This is a genomic window from Ramlibacter sp. bp-362 (genome assembly GCF_054956735.1).
On the sequence record NZ_JBUDXE010000002.1, the window covers coordinates 23,354 to 41,950 of the forward strand.

General features: G+C 60.7%; 12 protein-coding genes and 2 pseudogenes. 11 read left to right on the top strand and 3 right to left on the bottom strand.

The genetic code is table 11. The annotated features are described in order from the left end of the window. Nucleotides 1–117: 117 nt before the first annotated feature. From ACY0MJ_RS02615 to ACY0MJ_RS02625, 3 genes and pseudogenes are all read right to left on the bottom strand, one after another. Complete coding sequence (locus tag ACY0MJ_RS02615) at nt 118–2,346, bottom strand: hypothetical protein (RefSeq protein WP_462636721.1); 2,229 nt, start codon at nt 2,344–2,346, stop codon at nt 118–120. A 1,511-nt stretch (nt 2,347–3,857) separates the two neighbouring features. Further along, on the bottom strand, nt 3,858–4,682 hold the full coding sequence (locus ACY0MJ_RS02620; RefSeq protein ID WP_462636722.1) for an RNase H family protein: 825 nt from the start codon (nt 4,680–4,682) through the stop codon (nt 3,858–3,860). 721 nt (nt 4,683–5,403) lie between these two features. Continuing rightward, nucleotides 5,404–6,562 (bottom strand): annotated as a pseudogene (locus tag ACY0MJ_RS02625) (IS30 family transposase). A 491-nt stretch (nt 6,563–7,053) separates the two neighbouring features. On the opposite strand from ACY0MJ_RS02625, the pseudogene ACY0MJ_RS02630 reads away from it, so the two are divergent. The 11 genes and pseudogenes from ACY0MJ_RS02630 to ACY0MJ_RS02680 all read left to right on the top strand — a co-directional run. Beyond that, a pseudogene (locus ACY0MJ_RS02630) lies at nt 7,054–8,195 on the top strand (IS1182 family transposase); the annotation flags it as partial. A gap of 126 nt (nt 8,196–8,321) precedes the next feature. Continuing rightward, the gene (locus tag ACY0MJ_RS02635; RefSeq protein ID WP_462637088.1) at nt 8,322–9,098 is read left to right on the top strand and encodes a DUF4011 domain-containing protein; all 777 of its coding nucleotides are present in this window, start codon (nt 8,322–8,324) and stop codon (nt 9,096–9,098) included. A 400-nt stretch (nt 9,099–9,498) separates the two neighbouring features. After that, nucleotides 9,499–10,218 carry a sigma-70 RNA polymerase sigma factor region 4 domain-containing protein gene (locus ACY0MJ_RS02640; protein ID WP_462636723.1) on the top strand — a complete coding sequence of 240 codons (720 nt, stop codon included), beginning with the start codon at nt 9,499–9,501 and terminating at the stop codon, nt 10,216–10,218. Then, a complete protein-coding gene (locus tag ACY0MJ_RS02645) occupies nt 10,215–10,832 on the top strand; it encodes a hypothetical protein (protein WP_462636724.1) in 618 nt (205 codons plus the stop codon). The genes ACY0MJ_RS02640 and ACY0MJ_RS02645 overlap by 4 nt, the downstream gene beginning before the upstream one ends. Next, nucleotides 10,829–14,176, top strand: coding sequence for a UvrD-helicase domain-containing protein (locus ACY0MJ_RS02650; RefSeq protein WP_462636725.1), 3,348 nt, complete (start codon nt 10,829–10,831; stop codon nt 14,174–14,176). Before ACY0MJ_RS02645 ends, ACY0MJ_RS02650 begins: the two co-directional genes overlap by 4 nt. Before the next feature lie 113 nt (nt 14,177–14,289). Beyond that, nucleotides 14,290–14,781 carry a hypothetical protein gene (locus tag ACY0MJ_RS02655; protein WP_462636726.1) on the top strand — a complete coding sequence of 164 codons (492 nt, stop codon included), beginning with the start codon at nt 14,290–14,292 and terminating at the stop codon, nt 14,779–14,781. Further along, nucleotides 14,778–15,230 (top strand): DUF7665 family protein, encoded by a 453-nt coding sequence (locus ACY0MJ_RS02660; protein ID WP_462636727.1) that lies wholly within the window; start codon nt 14,778–14,780, stop codon nt 15,228–15,230. Before ACY0MJ_RS02655 ends, ACY0MJ_RS02660 begins: the two co-directional genes overlap by 4 nt. Beyond that, nucleotides 15,187–15,684, top strand: a complete 498-nt coding sequence (locus ACY0MJ_RS02665; RefSeq protein WP_462636728.1) for a hypothetical protein — start codon at nt 15,187–15,189, stop codon at nt 15,682–15,684. Before ACY0MJ_RS02660 ends, ACY0MJ_RS02665 begins: the two co-directional genes overlap by 44 nt. Before the next feature lie 6 nt (nt 15,685–15,690). Continuing rightward, the gene (locus tag ACY0MJ_RS02670) at nt 15,691–16,950 is read left to right on the top strand and encodes a hypothetical protein (RefSeq protein ID WP_462636729.1); all 1,260 of its coding nucleotides are present in this window, start codon (nt 15,691–15,693) and stop codon (nt 16,948–16,950) included. An 11-nt stretch (nt 16,951–16,961) separates the two neighbouring features. Further along, nucleotides 16,962–17,870 carry a hypothetical protein gene (locus ACY0MJ_RS02675; protein WP_462636730.1) on the top strand — a complete coding sequence of 303 codons (909 nt, stop codon included), beginning with the start codon at nt 16,962–16,964 and terminating at the stop codon, nt 17,868–17,870. Nucleotides 17,871–17,899: 29 nt separating this feature from the next. Continuing rightward, nucleotides 17,900–18,202: a DUF3892 domain-containing protein gene (locus ACY0MJ_RS02680; RefSeq protein WP_462636731.1), complete on the top strand. Its 303-nt coding sequence runs from the start codon at nt 17,900–17,902 to the stop codon at nt 18,200–18,202. Nucleotides 18,203–18,597: the final 395 nt, after the last annotated feature.

Below are 18,597 nucleotides of genomic sequence, written 5' to 3' on the forward strand. Positions count from 1 at the left end.
CGGTCATTGAGACACCTGTCCAAACGAAGCGCAAAAAAGACAGCGATGGGGTCGAGAGCAGCCGTCCCGCCTCTTTCGACGGAGGTCGGCGCCTAAGGTTCTGCTTCACCGCATGAACTACGTGGCGATTCTCTCGTGCGACGTGGCAGCCCAGACCTCGCGGCTTTTCAAACAACGAGCGAGAAAAAGTGTGTTCGCATGCTTGTCCGACTCGGAGCGAGCTTCGATCTCGTCCGCTATTCCCTGCACGTCTGGCACCTCCAGACTCATAGCGCCAGTACAGAGCGCAACGAGGAATTCGTTGATAGCCTCAGCTCTAGGATCGCCGAGGCCATGCAGAACCATGTCTGAGAGAAGCTGACGCATGGCCCCTGAGACCGTCGAGCCGCAGTTTGCGTAGGCGAGTTCAGGAGAGCGTGCCGCCCGCAAAATGCTCGCTTGCAAGATCCCGTCGCTGAACCTATCAAAATTCTTAGGAGACAAGATGGACCGATGGTAGGCGTTTTGCGTTAGGCTTCGGGCGCCGTGAGCGTGACGTAGGGAATTCAGAATCACGCTGAATAGAACATATAAGTCTGCGGGTGTGACCTTAGGGTCTTCCAAACTCCAGTCAAGCAGAGTGAAGTCAGAGCGCAACTGGAGATGGTCTCCGTTCGGTGATCGCCAATAAGCGTCTTCGATCAAACCAGTTGCTACCGCGCGTTGAAGTAGCTCGATCCTGTCGTCGACGCCTGATGGGATGTCTATTTCCTGCGAGTCTGCCCACCTGCGCATACGGCGGAGGGTGTCCAGTTCCATCCGCCAGCTACCACCCGTCCTGTTAACTTCAACATTCAGCTCGAACAAAGAGTCCAGTCGAAACGTTTGACGTCCATGACTGCCGAATGTGAGATTCGAGAGAAAGCCTTCCCGATCTTTCGATGTCGGAAACATGGAGAACTGCACTAGGTAGTATGCGGCTCCCTCAGGCTGAAAGGCACGCATCGCGCGACTGACGGAGACCAGTTCGTCTTCGCGGTCGACCGCCGAAACGATGACGGTTGCCGCCGAAGCAGGTTCAGGGACGAGATAGGGAAGCTCTCGGGGGTTTGTGCCGCGAAGGTGCTGTGCACGCGTCCGGTAGTCGGCCAGAGATTGATTCGCAAGGTAGTCGGACCCGGAGTAGTCGCTCGCAACCACGGTAGTAACGTCGAGGGTCATCGCTTGGGAAATGGAGTGGCGCCATGATGCTGACGCCTTCTCTAGACTCTTGGCCTTGCGCGGAAAGTTGCCTTCCAGGAGCACGGTACCGTCAACCCACAGGTCTCGGATCACCTTGCTGTCCTGAGTGTCGCGTCGGTATAAGCGGAACGCCTTGCTGCCAGCGAGTGCGCTCAGGAGGCTCTTCGTTCTGGCGTCAAGATCTCTGGCCTCAATTCGAACCTGTTCGACGGATGGAGGTGCAAGGCTGAACTGATCTCCTTCGACTCGGATCACCTGCGAACCGCCCCGGCACATGGCGCAGTGGTCTGATGGTTGACTGACTATCGGAGAAAGGCCTCCGTATCCTTCGTCCAACAGCTCGCAGACCACGTGTCCCGGGACACGCTCATCGCCCCTAACAAGTGAAAAGCACGTCAGAATGCGATCGGCTGTTACTCCTTTTGCAAGAAGCCGCTGGGCCAAGCCACCCGAAGTGGATGCTGAGATGAGAAACAAGCCTTCCGCTATCACCTCGGGTTGAAGAGAATCCACGCCGCTATGCGAACTGTGAGACCAAATGAGGGGAGGAACTGCCAGTTGTGAGTGTGCAAGGAGGTAGTCGCTGGCGATAAGGGCGACGTCGTGAATTCCAGTTGTATCGAGCACTATGTACCGCGGACGTGTGCTCGACAGGCGAGGGACAATCCAGAAGGCGGCGAGATGCACGTGGGCCGTGTCCTCAAAGACTCTTGACACCCGCAAGAACCGGTCACTGTGGCTGTGCGATGTCTTCGCGAAATGCACTCCTGCTGGGGCTTTCTCCTCGCCTCCTGAACGTATGAATGCTTGAGTCAACGTTCGCCGTTGTTCGACATGTAGCTTCATCACATCTCGGACGGGGCGACCGTCGAGCGTCTCTGCCTGATGTGCGCCAGCTTTTACGTCGTAGGTAATTAGTAGAACAGCCTCGCCGACCTCTGTATCCGGCTTCCGAATTGAGCGGAGGATGCGCTCGCGAATCGCGCTGCCGTGCGTGCGCGCGGCTCGTCTGAAAACTTCTAGGCGCTCAGAAGTGCCCACGAAGTGGATCGCGTCTGGCGGTGCCATGCTCGCAAGTTGCGTCGAGAGAAGTACGTCTGCTTCAGACTCAGACAGGTCGTACATGATCGGCATGACGCTAAGCACACGTTCCTGGTGGCGCGGCCCGGAGCGCCAATAAGTCGAGAACAGTACTTTTCGCATCAGTGATCGACAGGGAGAAGGACGGATACAACCGTCCCCCGAACGTGTGGAAACAGACTGAACTTCCGCGCGAAGCCCATACGCCAGTCCAATAGGGCCTCCTCGGGGATAGGACGTTCGCCGAATTGAGTTATCTGATTTGCACCTCGGTAAATGCTGGCGTCGAATCTCCGGTACGCTCTGATGCCGTTAGTTCGAACGGTGATCAATCCTCTCACCTCTTCCACAGCCCTCAGTACCTTCCAGAGACCAAATCCCCTCGACGGAGCTGCAGTCGATGTCTGACCCTTCCTGAAGCAGGCGAGTACGCTCGCTATCTGATCCGCGGCTGATTCACTACTGACCTCGCGTCCGCTCCATCGTGCGGCCATCCCGGGTCCAGAGTCAAAGACACTAATTTCGAGCACTCCAGCCGCTGCACTTTTGCGCGCTGGTCTTCCTTTGGTCTCAAGTGTGTGTTCCCAGTAGGCGCGGCTTGGAGAACTGTGAACTATGTCTTTCGCCTTCTTTGGGATTTGATGTGGACCACCGAAAAATTGTGCGTAGATGCCTCGAACTGACCCTCGTATGTCGGCGCCAGAGAGTTCATGCGTCGCATGATCCTCCGTATTTTTGAACAGCTCGTACAACACGTTGCTCAGAGCTGCCTCTGTCGCGGAGCTTCGACCGGACGCATCGGCCAGAACTCCGCCTGTAGTCAGGCTAACAAGCCGTGAGATGAGCTGGGAGAAGCTGGAAAGTGACGCGAGCTCTCGATCATGAGCACTGAAGTAGAGTTGCTTCGGCAATCCAATCTCTGAGTCGCTGTCAGAGCAAATGATGTGCGCGGTACCCTGAGCAGCACCGAGATCCGGCCAACTTACTTGCCCCTCAAGAATTTTCATCTGTTGCCGTCTCTGCGCGCGGCGAGCAGAAGATTCAACAGGTTCGGGCGCCAGGAATGGCAGCAAGGCACCCACTAAGTCAGTTGGAGGAAGTACGGGTACACCAAGGTGAAACAACGAGGCCAGTTGGTCTGGTGAGTCTCTGTGCAGAGTAATCAGTTGCTGGGCGACTGAAACGGCACCAAGTGGCTCCGATATGAGGCCCGGAAGTAACTGAAGAAACTTGTTGGGGTCGCTCAATGTCGCCGCGATCCCGTCGCCATCTTGAGGGGTTGTCATGATTCATCCGCTGTGATCGCCAGTTTAACTAGAGAACTTATTTCTCTCTCTCATTTGATCTGATTCACGTTCCCGCATCCTGCCCCCCGTACCTTGGCGATCCAGGTGCAGGATCACGCCCAGCCACCTTTACAGAGCCAAGACGGTCGCCTCGTCGGCGGGCAGTACGCCGTCCGTCGCCCTCCGAACTGTCGCATGCATTGCTCAGCGCAAAACCGGCGACGTGTAGGTGCAAAGGCGCTTCGCGCAGCGCCGCCATCCGTGGACCGTTTAGTACTTGTAATCTGCGGGTTCGAGTTCCTCCAGAACCTCTTCTATGCGAGGGTTGGCTTGATCCGAGTTGAAACGTACCAGCAGGCACTTGTGTCGGCTCAAAGGCCACGCGTACCGCACAAAGTCGAGGTCCTTGAATGATCTGTCTAACTTGTCAATCACTTCATATCGGTACTCGTACTCCCGCGCAGCTTTCTTGTACTCGGTTGACACCACGCGAATCTTGATCTCTTGGCCGTGAACGGGAACGCAGCCGCGCACGGTTTTTCGGTTCGACCATTTGGCTGCAGTTTGGCTGACCGAGAGCGGCCTGTTGAACGGCATCGCTGCCGACTGCTTTGCCAACTTGTCTGCCGCCTTGTTGTGGACACTGGTCTTGTGGCCCTTGACCCATTTGATGTCGACCCGGATTGGACAGGACTCGACGATCCGTCGCAACTTCTTCCAGAGTTCGATGTTCTCCACTGGAACCCCACGTGCGCCACGCCAGCCCTGCTGAGGCCAGATGTTCATTGCCTTCACAAAATTGTCAGTGACGTACATTGAGTCGGAGAAGATGAAAATTCTCCGGAACCGCGACATGTCTGCAAACAGTCGGAGTGCTTCCGTCAACCCGGCAAAGCACGCCATGATTTCCATCTCGTCCACAGTGGCGCTCTTCCAGCCGGTTGGCGCGTGGTCGTGTACCACTTCCGCGCCGGCGTCGTCCACCCAAACAATACGGACGCCGACGCCTGCTGCTCGCTTTTTGTCAGGAAAGGACGAACCGTCGGTGTAGATGTTCAATGAATCCTCGACTGGGATTCCATCAAGTTTCTTCATTCATCGACTCCTGAAGTCTTGACTCAAGGCAACCTTACGTCCAAAGGTCAGAGACGACTTGGCATTCTCTTGGCTGCTACAGGCGGGCTTGCGGCGGTGAGCTCTATGGCAATGCCTTTCCTCTCGGCTAGAAGCTGCGACTCAAGCCCCGGGGAAAGTGGTCTGTGCGTGTGCGGCATGCACCTTCTTCTTCACCGGAACGCTCTAATGATCGCCGCCACTGCCAGCAGGATGGTGGGCGTCATCATCAAACCCAATGCAAGCAACTTGACCGCGGGGTGGTTCTTCGAGAAATCGAACTTGGGCATGAGAGCTCTCCAGCGCATGCCCGAGATTGTCTTTGGGGCACTGGAAGCATGTCCAGTGATAACGCTGGGGAAGCGCTGTGGATAACCCCGGCGCAACGTGTGGAAAGGAGCTTTTCACCTCTGAAAGTGCCGTTGGGGGGCTGTGGGAAAAGCTGGAACAGGATACCGCGGTGTTCTCTGGCCAACTCGTGCAGACCCCGCCCACACGCGCTTCGCGTGCAGTAGGGCATTGCAATCGGTCTGCGCGAGGCAGGCGGACGCGCCGGGACGTGGGCTGCACGAAAAAACGCTCTCTCCGAAACGTCACTTTTCAGTCTTTGCACTCGTTTGTCGTGTTCATTCCCCAATGTCGACTCTGGACGACTGCAGCCATTGAACGGGCCAAACCTGACGGACCGCACCCAGTTGCGGATTCAGCCGGTCGATGCAACGACTTGGTTATACATCTCGGCCGGTGTCCTGAAGTCGAGAGTCTTCCTGGGACGCTCATTGAGCCTCCTCGCCACGGCATTCAGTTGCGCCTGTGAGTAGCCGGAGATGTCGACCCCTTTGGGCAGATACTCGCGCAGCAGGCCGTTCGTGTTCTCATTCGTGCCGCGCTGCCACGGGTTCTGCGGGTCGCAGAAGTAGACCTTGATGTCTGTGGCCAGCGTGAATTGCTTGTGGGCCGCCATCTCATGGCCTCGGTCCCAGGTGAGCGACTTATAGAGCTCTTGCGGCAACTTGCGAGCGTGCTTGATCAGGGCGTTCACGACCGTCTCGGTGTCCGTGGCGTCCACCTTCACCAGCATCACGTAGCGCGTCTGCCGTTCGACCAACGTGGCAATTTGGCTGCTGCGGTCACCAAAGAGGAGGTCACCTTCCCAGTGGCCAGGCACCGCACGGTCCTCTACGGAGGCCGGACGCTCGCTGATTAGATGGCGTCGCTGATCCTGCCGTGCTCCGCTGTCTTCTGCGTGTGATGTCTAGACCGTCGCATGCCGCGGGTGCGCCGCAAGTGCTGCAGCAGCTCGCGCTTCAGAGCGCCGCGAGCTTGGATGTACAAGCTGCGGTAGATCGTCTCGTGTGACACGTTAAGGGTCGGGTCGCTCGGGTAAGTATGCTTTAGCCACCCGGCGATCTGCTCTGGAGACCATTGCATCTGGAGCTTGACCGTCACGATCCGAGCGAGGCCCGGAAGCTCGACGAGTTTGCAGGGCTTTGGTCGATGCGCTCGCCTCCAGGTCTCCTGGTCGGCGTGGATTGCTCGATAGCTGGGCCGCCCACCATTGCGGCTGATCTCCCGACTGATGGTCGACGGCGCCCTTCCGAGCCGCTCAGCGATGGCTCGAATCGACAGCCCCTCCACCAGGTACCGCGAGATCTCCTCTCGCTCAACCAGGGTGATTGCCAACCTGGAACGTCGTCGCGCAGAAGGGCGGATGCCGCCGGTCTCTGCCAAGATCCTGTGGACCGACGAGTGAGATCGATCAAGAGGTGGGCAATCTGATGGAGCGTCTCTCCTGCCTTCCATCGCTCCCACATCAGGGCCTTCTGACTATCCGAGTAGTAGATCCGGGATCTGCGGGTCATGAGCAACACTCCTGTTGCCGCTGGGGCGGCTAGTGTGTTGCATCGACCGGCTGAATCCGCAGTCTGAAGCGGTCATTCACCGACGGTGCATCTGGCCCGAAAGGACCTATCGGCGCAGTAGCAGCGCGATGCCGCTCTCGGCCGAGGCTGTGTGGAAACCGTGCCACCCAGCTAAGCTGAAGCATCGCCTTTTCAGGAGTCCATGTCATGTCGGGTTGTGAAGATTCCACTGCAGCGGCGTGCCGCTATCTGTTAGTCGCACTCCTGCAGCGGCTCGATTCACAGAACGCTGGGCTGGTCGATGACTTGCGTAGTGGGATTGATGCTGACCGCGCAGCTGCTATCCAACATGGGAGTTTGGCCAAGCACGTGGACGCGACGTTCTCGGAGGCTGTGAGAATCCTGCAGCTCGCGAAGGGCACCTAGCATATCGGAGGCACCGAGGCAGGGGGAAGGAAACTAGACTCTGCCAACTCGCGCCGGAGGTGCCGGTGCCTCGCTACGTGGAAGGCAGTGCCCGAGACCAGGTAACGCTGTTGCCGGAGTGCCTGGACGACTACATCGCCGAGGACAACCCGATTCGCGTGGTCGAGGTGTTCGTCGAGGAGTTGGACCTCGAGAAGCTCGGGTTTGAGCGGGCCACGCCGGCGAGCACTGGACGGCCGTCGTATCACCCGGCGGTGCTGTTGAAGATCTACATCTACGGCTACCTGAATCGTGTGCAGTCCAGCCGCCGGCTGGAGCGAGTGCCAGCGGAACGTGGATGTGATGTGGCTCACAGGCCGCTCGGCGCCGGACTACAAGACCATTGCTGATTTCCGCCGGGACAACGGTGCTGGCATTCGGAATGTGTGCCGGCGATTCGTCACGCTGTGCCGGGACCTGAAGCTCTTTAGCCAGGCTCTGGTTCCTGTCGACGGCAGCAAGTTCAAGGCAGTCAACACCCGGGACAAGAACTTCACGCCGGGCAAGATCCAGAAGCGGCAGCAGCAGATCGAGGAGAGCATCCATCGCTACCTTGTCGCTCTCGACACCGCAGACCGTACCTAGCCTCCGGAGCTCGAGGCGAAGACCACCCGGCTGAAGGCGAAGATCGAGCAGCTGCGGCAGCAGATGCGCGTACTGGATGACATCAAGGAACAGCTCGAGTCGCAACCGGGCGGGCAGCTGTCGACGGATCCTGATGCTCGCTCGATGGCTACGAGTGGCAGGGGCTCCGGGATTGTCTGCTACAACGTACAGGTCGCGGTCGATGCGAAGCACCACCTGATCGTGGCCCACGAGGCGACGAACCGTGGACACGACAGGGAGTCCCTCGCTGCCGTGGCGCAGGCGGCGCGCGACGCAATGGGCAAGAAGCGATTGCGCGCGATCGCCGATCGTGGCTACTACGGTGCGCTGCAGATCAAGGCCTGCGCCCATCCTGCCCAAGCCTACAACCTCTAGTGCGAGGGCCGAGGGCCGCTTCGACAGGTCAGACTTCATCTACGTCGCCCGTGACAACGAATACGAATGCCCGGCCGGCGAGCGCGCCATTTATCGATTCACGACAGAACAAGACGGCCTGCAAGTGCGAAAGTATTGGAGCAGCGCTTGTCCTCAATGTCGGTTGAAGGCGCAGTGCACGCCGTCGCTGAGGTGAAAACCATCAGGAGCCACTACGGCACCAGTCCGCGCCGAGGCCGTCGACGCGGAGGCACCAGAAGAAATTGCGCCGACGCCGCAGCTGCCGCCGCTTGACCCGGCTTTCCTCGCCCCAATCGAAGTCGGCGGCGAGGACACACCAGAAGGCCGGCTTGCCAAGTGGAAGGGCAAGCTTCTTGACCTAACGCTGCAAAACAAGCTTCTGAACTTCAAGCCGACCAAGGCAAGCCTGCAGTTCGTGGCGCCAGACCTGGGCGCCCTGGAAGACAGTCTGGCTGCGGAGCAGGACTTCCGAATCAGGCCGCTCCCCGGACTGATGGAAGGAGCAGACCCTCGCTCGGCCCAGGTGCACACCAATCGTTCGGGGAAGACTCCGCTGGACGACATGGCGCTTAAGTCGCTTGCGAACCAGGAGGTCATTGCCCGCGCCCAGCAGGACTCGTTGGATGGCAATCTGCTGGCCCTCTTCAGTGCGGCGCGCACGGGACTGGAGGAGGGTGGTGCTAACACCCTGTACCTCGCGCTGGGCATGCTCAAGCGGCGCGAGGCAGAAAAGGCCGAATCCGTCCACACCGCCCCCATCATCCTGGTACCGGTAAGTCTGTCGCGCCAGTCCGTCAAGAGCGGCTTTCGGCTGACACGGCACGACGACGAAACCATCGTCAATCCGCCGCTGCTGCAGATGCTCAAGGGAGCCTTCGAGCTGAGCATCCCTGGCCTGGACGTCACGCCAATGGACGACAAGGGCGTCGACGTCGGCCGAATCCTCCAATCGTTCCGGCTCGCCGTACGCGATGTAGCGGGCTGGGAGGTGCAGGACAGCGCATGGCTACGGCCGCTTGGCGCACGCGTTTCGGTGCGCGGAGACAGCCTAGCCGCGGTGCCGCAATAGCAGCGTCTGCCGCTTGCGGTGATGCGCAGGGCCCGGGTTAGGGCGCTAGTGGCGAACGCCACCGATGGGCAGGTAGATCCAGTCAGCGGCAGCCATGCAGGGCCCCGCCACGAATGGGCTCAGAACTTTTGTGGCCCGCGCCAGGAGTCTGGAAGTTTGCGCGAAAGGCTGGTGCCCGCACCGCTTCGTAAAGTCGAGGCGTAAAGTGCTCGGCTCCATTGGTTAGACCGCGCTTTACACAGCTGAATCGAGCGCGTGCTGGGCGGAGCCACGTTCCAGCTCATCGGCACGCGAATAACCCTAAAATTCAGTCGGGAATCTTTCAGAACCCGTCTTCCGCTGCGATTGGCCAAGGAAGGGGACTGTGCGGGCCGGCCATGACTACCTAGGAAAAGACATCTTGAAAGCAGATTCGAATCACCAAAAAGCCCTCGACGAGGCGTCCCAGCAGTCGGGAGACGAGCTACGCCGCCGCCTGGAGGTCAGGAGCTACAAGGATCCCAATTTCCTCCCGTCGGAGGTGCTGGTCTCGTTCTTCAAGCTGCAGTTCGGACGAGCATCGGGCCTGCTGGACGCCATCGTCGGCAAGCTCAATCAGCGAATCCTCGGGCTGGTCGAGAAGCTCCTGGAGACGCGCGGCAAGGGCGTGCGTGGCAGCGAGCAGCTGGCGGAAGACGCGACCCACGCCGTCTGGGAGGCCCTGCTGAAGGACAACAAGCCGGTCGGGCGGGGTTTTGCCGAAATCCGTTTCGTCATGTTCGTCAAGCGCCGGCTCAGTGACTTCTTGTCCACGGCTCGAACCCAGCAGGGCGACGCCATTCTGATGAGCGAGCTGGACGAGACGGATGAGGACGGCGAGGAGGTGCCATTCGAGGACACCGTTACCGGGGACAAGGGTGACCAGCCCGAGAACGAGGCGATGCGCAACCAGCTGAAGGAGCGCCTGACGCAAACCATGACGCTGAAGATGCCGAAGAAGGAGAAGCTCGCCGTTTACTTCCGCCTCGAACAGGACTACGACTGGCAAAAGACGGCCGACCTCATGGGATGCAGCATCCCCACCGCGCGCAAGTACTACGCCCAGGGCGTCAAGCGCCTCCTCGGAGAGATGAACAAATGACTGACAAGACCAATCTGGACGCTGAAAGCGTCATCGCCGACTTCTTGTACGAAGTTCCCCAGCCAACCGCCAGGGACTGGGACGGTCTACTCACTCGTTTTCCGCAGTTCGCCGCGGACATCGTGGACGCCGCGCTGATGGAAAAGAATCGAGTGTCTTTTGAAGCCGAGAGCATTGAGAATGCTCCTGTGAGCGGTGAGGTTCTTTCTCGCACGACGTCGAGGGCAATCAACCTAGCTTATTCGCGCCCCTCGCCACAACTGAAAGCGACGCAAGACAAGATTGCGTCATTTCAGGGACCAGCCATTCGAAATCTATGCACTGAGTTGGCCATTCCTCACGTGGCCCTACTCAGTGGCGTCCTAGCGGGGACAATCAGTCCACCGATAAAGCTACTAAGGCGATTGGGAGAGAAATTTGGCGAGCCAATCGCAGCTCTGAGAGAAAGCTTCTCTCAGAGCTTTCGCGCTAGACCGATGCCCGCATTCAAGTCAGAAAACGGGAAACCCTCGATTCCAACGCGCCCGAAGTCTTGGGAGGAGGCGGTTCGCAGCCTGGATTTGTCGGACGAACAAATTAAGTCTCTTCTAACTTGGGACGCAGATAAGCGATGAATCCATTTCAGCGGGCGCGCATAAAGGCTGGCGAGATTCGCGAGCAGCTGCAGCCAGGGCGTTCGGCGCAACCACTGAAAGCAGGCGAACTTCTCTCGCGTATTGAAGGTGTACTCAATCTCGGAGTCACACCAGTTCCTCCCGACTATCACGACCTCGGGAGCGGAAGCGCGGTCCTCGACCGTATCCAACGCTTCATCTTCGTCAGCACGAAGTACGCAGAAGGCACAGATACCCATGCCGGCTTAGTCGCGCACGAGCTCGGGCACTGGTTTCTCGACCCGCAGCAATCTCCAAAGACGGTTGCAGATTACCAAACTGTCTTCGGCTCCGCTGGCTCGCCAGCGGCACTGCAGGTAGAGGCCTATGGCGCTCGGGAACGGCAAGAGCTGCAGGCAAACGTGTTCGCACGTGAGTTCCTGCTCCCCAGAGACGTAGCGAAAGCTCTGGCCCATGCCGGCAAGGGACCTCGTCAAGTCGCATACGAGCTGGGAATTCCGCTCGACTTCGCACAGCAGCAGATGCTCGACGCAGTCTTGCTGCCGGAATTTGTCGAGAAACCCGTTGTCCTGCACGCGCCGAGTCCAGCTCAATGGAAGGCCGCCCATGCCCCTGAGCGTTTCGCAAACGTGGTTGCGGGCCCAGGCACAGGGAAGACCTCCACGCTCATTCACCGGGTGAAGTATCTGGTCGAGGAACTGAAAGTTGACCCGCGCCATATCTTGGTGCTCACATTCACCAACAAGGCCGCCTTCGAGCTCGTTGAGCGGCTTCGCGCCGCTGGAATCGAGCGAGCCTCTGATATTTGGGCTGGCACGTTTCACGCATTCGGCCTGGAGTTCCTTCGCAAGTACCACCAGCATTTCGGCCTGAAGCCAAGCTTTGCGGTCGCAGACAACCTGCAGTTGATGCAAACGCTGGTCGGCGGACTGCCTCGCTTGCAATTGAACCACTACTTGAGAGTCGTGGACCCGTATCTGTGGCTTGGGAAGGTGGTAAAGGTCATCTCGCGCGCCAAGGAGGAGATGCTCACTGCGGCGGACTACCGTAAGGCCATCGAAGATTTCCGCTCCGATGACCCGGAGATTCAGGCTCGCAGGGAAGACATCGCAACGCTTTTCGAAGCTCACACAGCGTTGCTGCGGCAAAGAAACAGCGTTGACTTCGTGGACCTCATCACCGAGCCTGCTCGAGCCATTCGCGCCGACCGCGCCCAGTACTCGGAGCTGGCCGACCGGTTCCATCACATATTGGTCGACGAGTACCAGGACGTCACCAAGGCGATGGTGGTTCTGCTGCGCCAGCTTGCCCACCATGAGGCCAAGGTCTGGGTTGTTGGCGATGTCAGGCAGGCCATCCACCACTGGCGGGGCGCGTCCTTGTACAGCCTCCTGCGGTTCGAGAAGCAGTTCCAGTCTGCAGACGAGTCCGAACTGATTGGCAAGTACCCGCTGGACATCAACAGACGTAGTTCTGAAGAGGTCCTTGCGCTCGTGCAGCAGGCAGGTCGCCTACACGCGCTCGAACGCCGCCTGCCGCTGGACGAGGTAACTTCTGCGATGGGCACGGTCGGCGTCACGCCGATATTGACCCATTGCAAGGAAAAGAAGCAAGTGCCCGGCGCCGTTATCGACGCAATCGAAGCCCTCAAGGCTGATGGTGTTCGATTGGGCGAGCAAGTCGTGCTGTGTCGCAAGGGCCGCGACGTCGACGAGATGTTCAACGAGTTGAGAGCTCGAAATGTGGATGTCATCCACATTGGAGAGCTCGCCAGGGCGCCTGAGGTAAAGGTGCTGCTATGCCTCATGCAGCTGCTGGTGGAGCGCCAGCCGCGAGCACTCATTGGCTTGACGGCAATCCCGGCTCTCTCCATGCCGATGGCCGACATTCAGTTGCTCTTGACGGCATCGGAGCGGGCAGCCGAGTTGCAGCGGGGGCGCTGGCTCTACGCGCCCCCTGGTGGCCTGTCGCCAAAAGCGCTGCAGGTGCTTGAGCAGCTGAAGGCACTCTTGGGGCGTAGCACGCACAACACGAATCCATGGCCATTCGTCTGCGACCTGATGCTTGAGCACGGAATGGCATTGCCGGCCAACTCGGATACTTCAGTGGCCGCCGCCGTCACTCGGCTTCGCCTTTGGCAGTTCGCGTATGCGGTGCGCAACGGTGAAGGAGACATCCGCGAGTCGAGGCTTTCGCGGTTTCTCTTGCGGTTCAGGCTGCGTGAACGTGTTGGAGATTCGTATGGGCAGCGGGAGCTACCTCCCGAGGCGGCCGCTCTCAATGGCGTGCGGCTCCTGACCATCCACGGCGCCAAAGGCCTTGAGTTTGAAGCAGTTCACGTTTTCCAAACCGATGCCGAACGGTTCGGAACCCAACAGCGCACCGGTGAATGGGATGACAACAACATCCTTGACCTCCTCTCCCCTGAGATGCTTGGCAGCACCGCCAAGGACTACGAGTACGAACAGGCCGTAGAACGGAACAACCTGCTGTACGTGGCCCTCTCGCGCGCGAAGAAGCACCTGCGCATGTACTTGGACACTCAATTCAAGGACAGCGCCGTCGCGCCGCAGCTCCAGGACCATGAGCATTACCAGTACGTGTACCTGGACGGCCGAGCTACCCAAGGTCGGTCTGCGCCACCCACGCCGCTAGTCACGAATGGGGCGAAGTCGGTGGAGTTTTCAGAGTTCCGGACGTTCTACGAGTGTCCGCTCCAGCACTGGTACAACTACACGATGCGACTGCCGCGTGAGCAGCAGTACGAGAGCGGGGTTCGAGCTCAGGCCGCCATCATGCGAGCCCTGTGCGCTGTTGCAGCCGGCTCTGGCGAGCAACCATCGAACCTGTTGGCATCGGAGTGGGCTGACTCGAAACTCGCGTCGTCCGAGGAAGACCCGGGGCTGTGGGCCGATGCGCAGTATGCGATGGAGCGCGGACTGGCGAAGATTGCAGACCTGCGAGCCAGGGGCGGTGCGTTCTTTGAAGCCACCAGCGTGGTGGGCGGGTTGCGCATCCAGCTGCCTTGGGGCTTCCGGCTGCAGGATGCCTATGGCGGCTCAGAGTTCCACGTGGTGCTCTTTGGGCGGCGCACCTACGACATGACCACCATGTTCAAGCCCATCATCCCCGGCTTGGAAGTCCCCGGTCAGCGTCACTTGGTGTTCCACAGCGTGCTTTCGGACATCGTCGACCAAGGTGAGCCAGCGAAGTGGGTGGAAAAGACCAACGGGTTCGCCGCCGCCGTGGGTCTTCTGGCGGGCCGCAACACCCCGTCCGAGGGCAGGCACTGCGGTCGCTGCTCGTACGCCACCATCTGCCCGTCGGGGCCGCAGCCGGGCTGACCTGCCCCGCACGCAGCCTCACTGAACTGCCTCGCAAATAGTTTTTCTTTTTTCGGACCTGCCTGCGATTAAGTAGGTAAGGGGGCTCACCAGCCACCGAGAAAGGAAAAAACATGAAGCGACAAATTTTCGTGCAGTCCGAGTTCTTGGAGGACGTCGCAGTCCTGGAGGTCGACCAGGCGGCCAAGCTGCCCGAGGTGCGCGTACAGCTGCTCAAGCTGCTGCCCGAGTCTGCCGAGCGCGGCAATGTACACATCTACCTGGAAGACCAGGACGATGAAGACAGCTTCGAGAAGCTGAAGGAAATCCCGGAGGGCCTGCGGGTGCAGCTGCACCGCGAAAAGGGCATCGACGTGGCCGTGCGCTACGCCGGCCGCGACGTGCGCCGTACGTTCCGCCCCAGCGCGACCATCCAGCGCATCAAGCAGTGGTCCACCCAGGAGCTGGGCATCCAGCCCTCCGACGCCGCCGAACTGATGCTGCAAGTCGCCGGTACGAGCAACCGCCCGGACACCGACGTGCACCTGGGCAGCCTCGTCAAGGGAGAGAAGTCCATCACCTTCGACCTGGTCCCCTCGCCGCGCGTGAACGGGGCGCCGCAGTGAGCGGCCAGCAGCTTCTGGCCGAGCACCTGCGGTCTGGCCGGTTCATCGCCGGCCAAAGCCGAGGCCGCTGGCGCCTGGTGGATGCGGCCTGGCCGCACCCGCTCATCGAGGTCAGCGCACGCGACGGCCGCAAGTTCGTCTTGCGGTTTAACTGCAACGGCTACCCCGACCTGGCGCCGACCGCCACGCTGTGGGACGTCGAGCGCGGTCAGATGCTGGCTGCCGACCTGTGGCCCCGCGGCGGCCGCGTGTCGCAGACCTTCAACCCCGGCTGGAAGAGCGGCACGTCGCTGTACCTGCCGTGCGACCGCGGAAGCATCGAAGGCCACACGAACTGGTTCGCCGAGTACCCCTGGATGATTTGGAAGCCCGCGCGGGGCCTCACGCAGTACCTGGAAGCTGTCTATGAACTTCTCCAAAGCAACGAGCTCCTCCCCGCCGGCCGTTGAATTCGCGCTTGGCGTTTGGACGGCGCTGATGGAAGACCTGCGTGTGCGCGGTCAGGGCCGTCGCGAGTCCGGGGCGTTCCTGCTGGCAGCGGCCGATGGCTCCACGTCGACGGTTACCAGCTGGCTGCCGTACGACGAACTTGCACCGGAGTCGCTGGCGTACGCGTACGTGCGCCTGGAGCCCGAGGCGTTCACGCGGCTGTGGGCCTTTTGCGCTGACAACCGGGTCAAGGTCGTTGCCGACATCCACACCCACCCCAAGGGGCCGGGGCAAAGCCCGTCGGACAAAAAGCATCCGATGGTGACCTTCGCCGGCCACGTGGCGCTCATCGCGCCGTGGTTCGCCCAACGCTCCCCCACGCCTTACGACGTCAGCCTGAACGTGTACCAGGGGGGCGGCAAGTGGCTCAACTACTACCGCGAGGAGGCGGCCGCTCGTATCAGCGCGCCGTGAATTGCAATGGAAGCTGACTCTTTCCACCGCCTCGCCAAGGCGCTCGTCGACAGCGGCGAGGTCGCCACGGTGCAGGAAGCACTCGATACCTTCGCGGCATACGGCGTGCGGGTGCGCTTGGCTGCGGACGTCTCCGGGGATGTCACGGCGCAGGTCATCGCCTTGACGGTCATCAACTCGGCGGCCCGCAGCTTTCAAGGCAACGTCGTGGTCGAGACCGCGGACTTCGAGCTACGCGCACCTGGCTTCGTCGGCGTACGCCTGAGCGACTTCCTCTCGTGGGCGAAAACCACAGGTCAGCCGCCCGAGTCCAGCCGGAACTGGCCGGTCATCGACATCGGCGCCACAGGCGGCGACGCCGGCGCAATCCGTCCCTGGGCGGCCGGGTGGGATTTCGGCATCGGGGCCTCGCGGCAAAACGGCGCCTTGTTCGCGCCCGCGTGCGTCGCAGCGGGCGGCTTGGCAGTCAGCGAGGCCTTCTCGGTACTGCGCAAAGACAACCCGTATGCCGGCCGCCGTGAGCTCGCCCTCACGACCTGGTTAGGGAGGGGCGAGGCGCCGCCTGCGCCGCAGCAGGTTGGCGCGACGGGACTCTGGATTGTGGGCCTGGGCCATCTTGGCCAATCGTACGCGTGGACGCTCGGCTTTACCGAACCTGGCGCGGTCCCGCACGTTCTCCAGGACGTCGATCACATCACCAAATCGACGTTGTCCACGTCGATGGTCAGTCGGGAGGGTGACATCAGCCACAGGAAGACGCGCGTCGCCGCTGACTGGCTGGAGGCACGTGGCTTCAAGACGTCCATCGTGGAGCGCCGGTTCGACGAGAACCAGCAGGTCGCCGCCAGCGAGCCGTTGGTCGCGCTGTTCGGCGTGGACAACCCGGCGGCCCGGCGCTGCATCGAGGGGGCGGGCTTCCGGCTTGTCATTGATGCCGGCCTGGGCGCGGGCTATCGCGACTTCCGCGCGATGCGCCTGCGCACGTTTCCCGGCCCTTCGAAGGCGGCTGACCTCTGGGCGGTACCGGATGCCGCCGCGGCAGGCCAACCGCAGCTGGCCAAGGCCTACCAAGACCTCGTTGCGAAGGGCGCCGACTCGTGCGGAGTGACCACGCTGGCCACCCGTGCCGTAGGCGCGCCTTTTGTCGGCTGCGTCGCGGCGGGCTATGCGCTGGCCGAAATCGCCCGTCGAGAGCTCGTTGGGGCGGGCACGACTTTCATCGACCTGAACCTGCGTGAACCGCAGCGCCAGGAGGTCGGCTTGTGAGAGCGAGTGGAATGCATACCAAGGTCTCCAAACGCCTGGTGGAGCGTTCCGAGGGGATGGAGGCCCGGAAGGTCAGCTCCCCGCGGTGGCAGGATCTCACCACGGCGGCGCTGCTCTTGGGGTTGTCGTCCACAGTACTTACGCTGCTCGGCTACGGCGTGGCGCGGTCGAACGACGCCATGTTCGGTTTCTCGTACCCGCTCTGGTACGACACCCCAGTGGACCTGATGGCAATGTCAGGTGATGCGTTCATCGGCTGGCTCGATTGCATCGAGAACTCGTTAGGGAACGTTTCGACTTGGCAGGGCGCCCGCGCGGCAGGTCTTTTGGTGGCCTCGATAGCCATGTCCCTCATGGTCTGGCACTGGTTCGGAACTTCGCCTCAGGCGCGTTCCTGGCGGGCGCGTGCGGCCCTCCTGCGCATCCGTCTCGCAACCTGGTTCACTACGCCCAAGGTCAAGTTCCGGGAGCAGGTCACACATGCAACCGTGACGGCTGCCGCTGCCGGTGTCATTGGGGGCCTGAGTGCTCTGTCGGGCCTGCTGGCGCTTCTCGGCGTCGTTGCCGCCATCTGCCTCATCCCGATGCTCGGCTTCATCGGGGGCGCGTCTTACGTGCGTGCAGCCATCATCGAACCGGCGTCTTGCATCAGTCCTATTGCGATGCGGCTGCGCGCCAAGTCAACGACGGTGGGCGCCCCGTGTGTGGAGATTACGGATTCGACCAACGGCAAGACCGTCACAGGTAGGCTCATTCTCGCCCGCGGCTCACGAGTCTTCGTCTACTCGAAGGAAGAAGACCGTGCATACATGTACACCGTCAAGGACGTTTCGTTAAGCACCGTCCATGTTCTACCGACCGACGCACGCGCGAGCCACGCACGTTCGCCAGGCAGGAGTACAGACCGCGCAGACCTCTAAGCATTCACTCACCAAGAAAGAAAGGCCACATGGCAACGAATTACTACGTCACCAAAGTCAAGTACAACAGTGACGACACGCACATCCAGAAGCTGCACGTTCACGAAATCGGCAGCGATGGAAAGTGGTTCTCGGGCAAGCCGACCGAAATCAGCCGGCCGCAGGCGGTCGAAAAAATCAAGACTGGCAGCAAGTTCACGACGGTCTTCCAACGTGACGGCAAGTGGGTAGCCGGCGCTGCGCTCGAAATCATCTCGGTCGAAACTGAGTACCTCAAGACCAAGAAGGACAAGACGACCCGGGACAACCTCGAGAGTCTGCCGACGTTCTGAATCCGCTGCCAGTGAGAAGACGGCCTCGCGAGGTGCATCCGCCACAAGGCGGCGAGGCAGAGGACCTGGCTGGAGCGAATCCTCCGGACCCGCAAGTTGCCTGGGGCCTCGGTTCGGGTCTCGAGCCTGCGCAGAATGGCTTCTTCCACTGGGGGCACAGTCCAGGCTTTCGCGCTTATGTCGTTGGCAATCGTGCAACGCGCGACGCCGTCGTGTGGTTCGCAAATTCGGCACGGGATTGCGGCTCGCACACCACATCCTTCCGTTGGCGGTACCCGGCGAACATCCGTCGGTGCAGTGGATGAAGATTGGACAGTTGTAGCGTGTGGGCAAGATCGGGTGTCCACGCTCAGCCCCAAGCGGAGATCTCGCCGCTCATGCATCGCGCTGTCGGC

Coding starts and splice junctions, on each gene's coding strand:
- ACY0MJ_RS02615 (WP_462636721.1), bottom strand. CDS start 2,346: ATGTACGACCTGTCTGAGTCTGAAGCAGACGTACTTCTCTCGACGCAA.
- ACY0MJ_RS02620 (WP_462636722.1), bottom strand. CDS start 4,682: ATGAAGAAACTTGATGGAATCCCAGTCGAGGATTCATTGAACATCTAC.
- ACY0MJ_RS02645 (WP_462636724.1), top strand. CDS start 10,215: ATGACTGACAAGACCAATCTGGACGCTGAAAGCGTCATCGCCGACTTC.
- ACY0MJ_RS02650 (WP_462636725.1), top strand. CDS start 10,829: ATGAATCCATTTCAGCGGGCGCGCATAAAGGCTGGCGAGATTCGCGAG.
- ACY0MJ_RS02655 (WP_462636726.1), top strand. CDS start 14,290: ATGAAGCGACAAATTTTCGTGCAGTCCGAGTTCTTGGAGGACGTCGCA.
- ACY0MJ_RS02665 (WP_462636728.1), top strand. CDS start 15,187: ATGAACTTCTCCAAAGCAACGAGCTCCTCCCCGCCGGCCGTTGAATTC.
- ACY0MJ_RS02670 (WP_462636729.1), top strand. CDS start 15,691: ATGGAAGCTGACTCTTTCCACCGCCTCGCCAAGGCGCTCGTCGACAGC.
- ACY0MJ_RS02675 (WP_462636730.1), top strand. CDS start 16,962: ATGCATACCAAGGTCTCCAAACGCCTGGTGGAGCGTTCCGAGGGGATG.
- ACY0MJ_RS02680 (WP_462636731.1), top strand. CDS start 17,900: ATGGCAACGAATTACTACGTCACCAAAGTCAAGTACAACAGTGACGAC.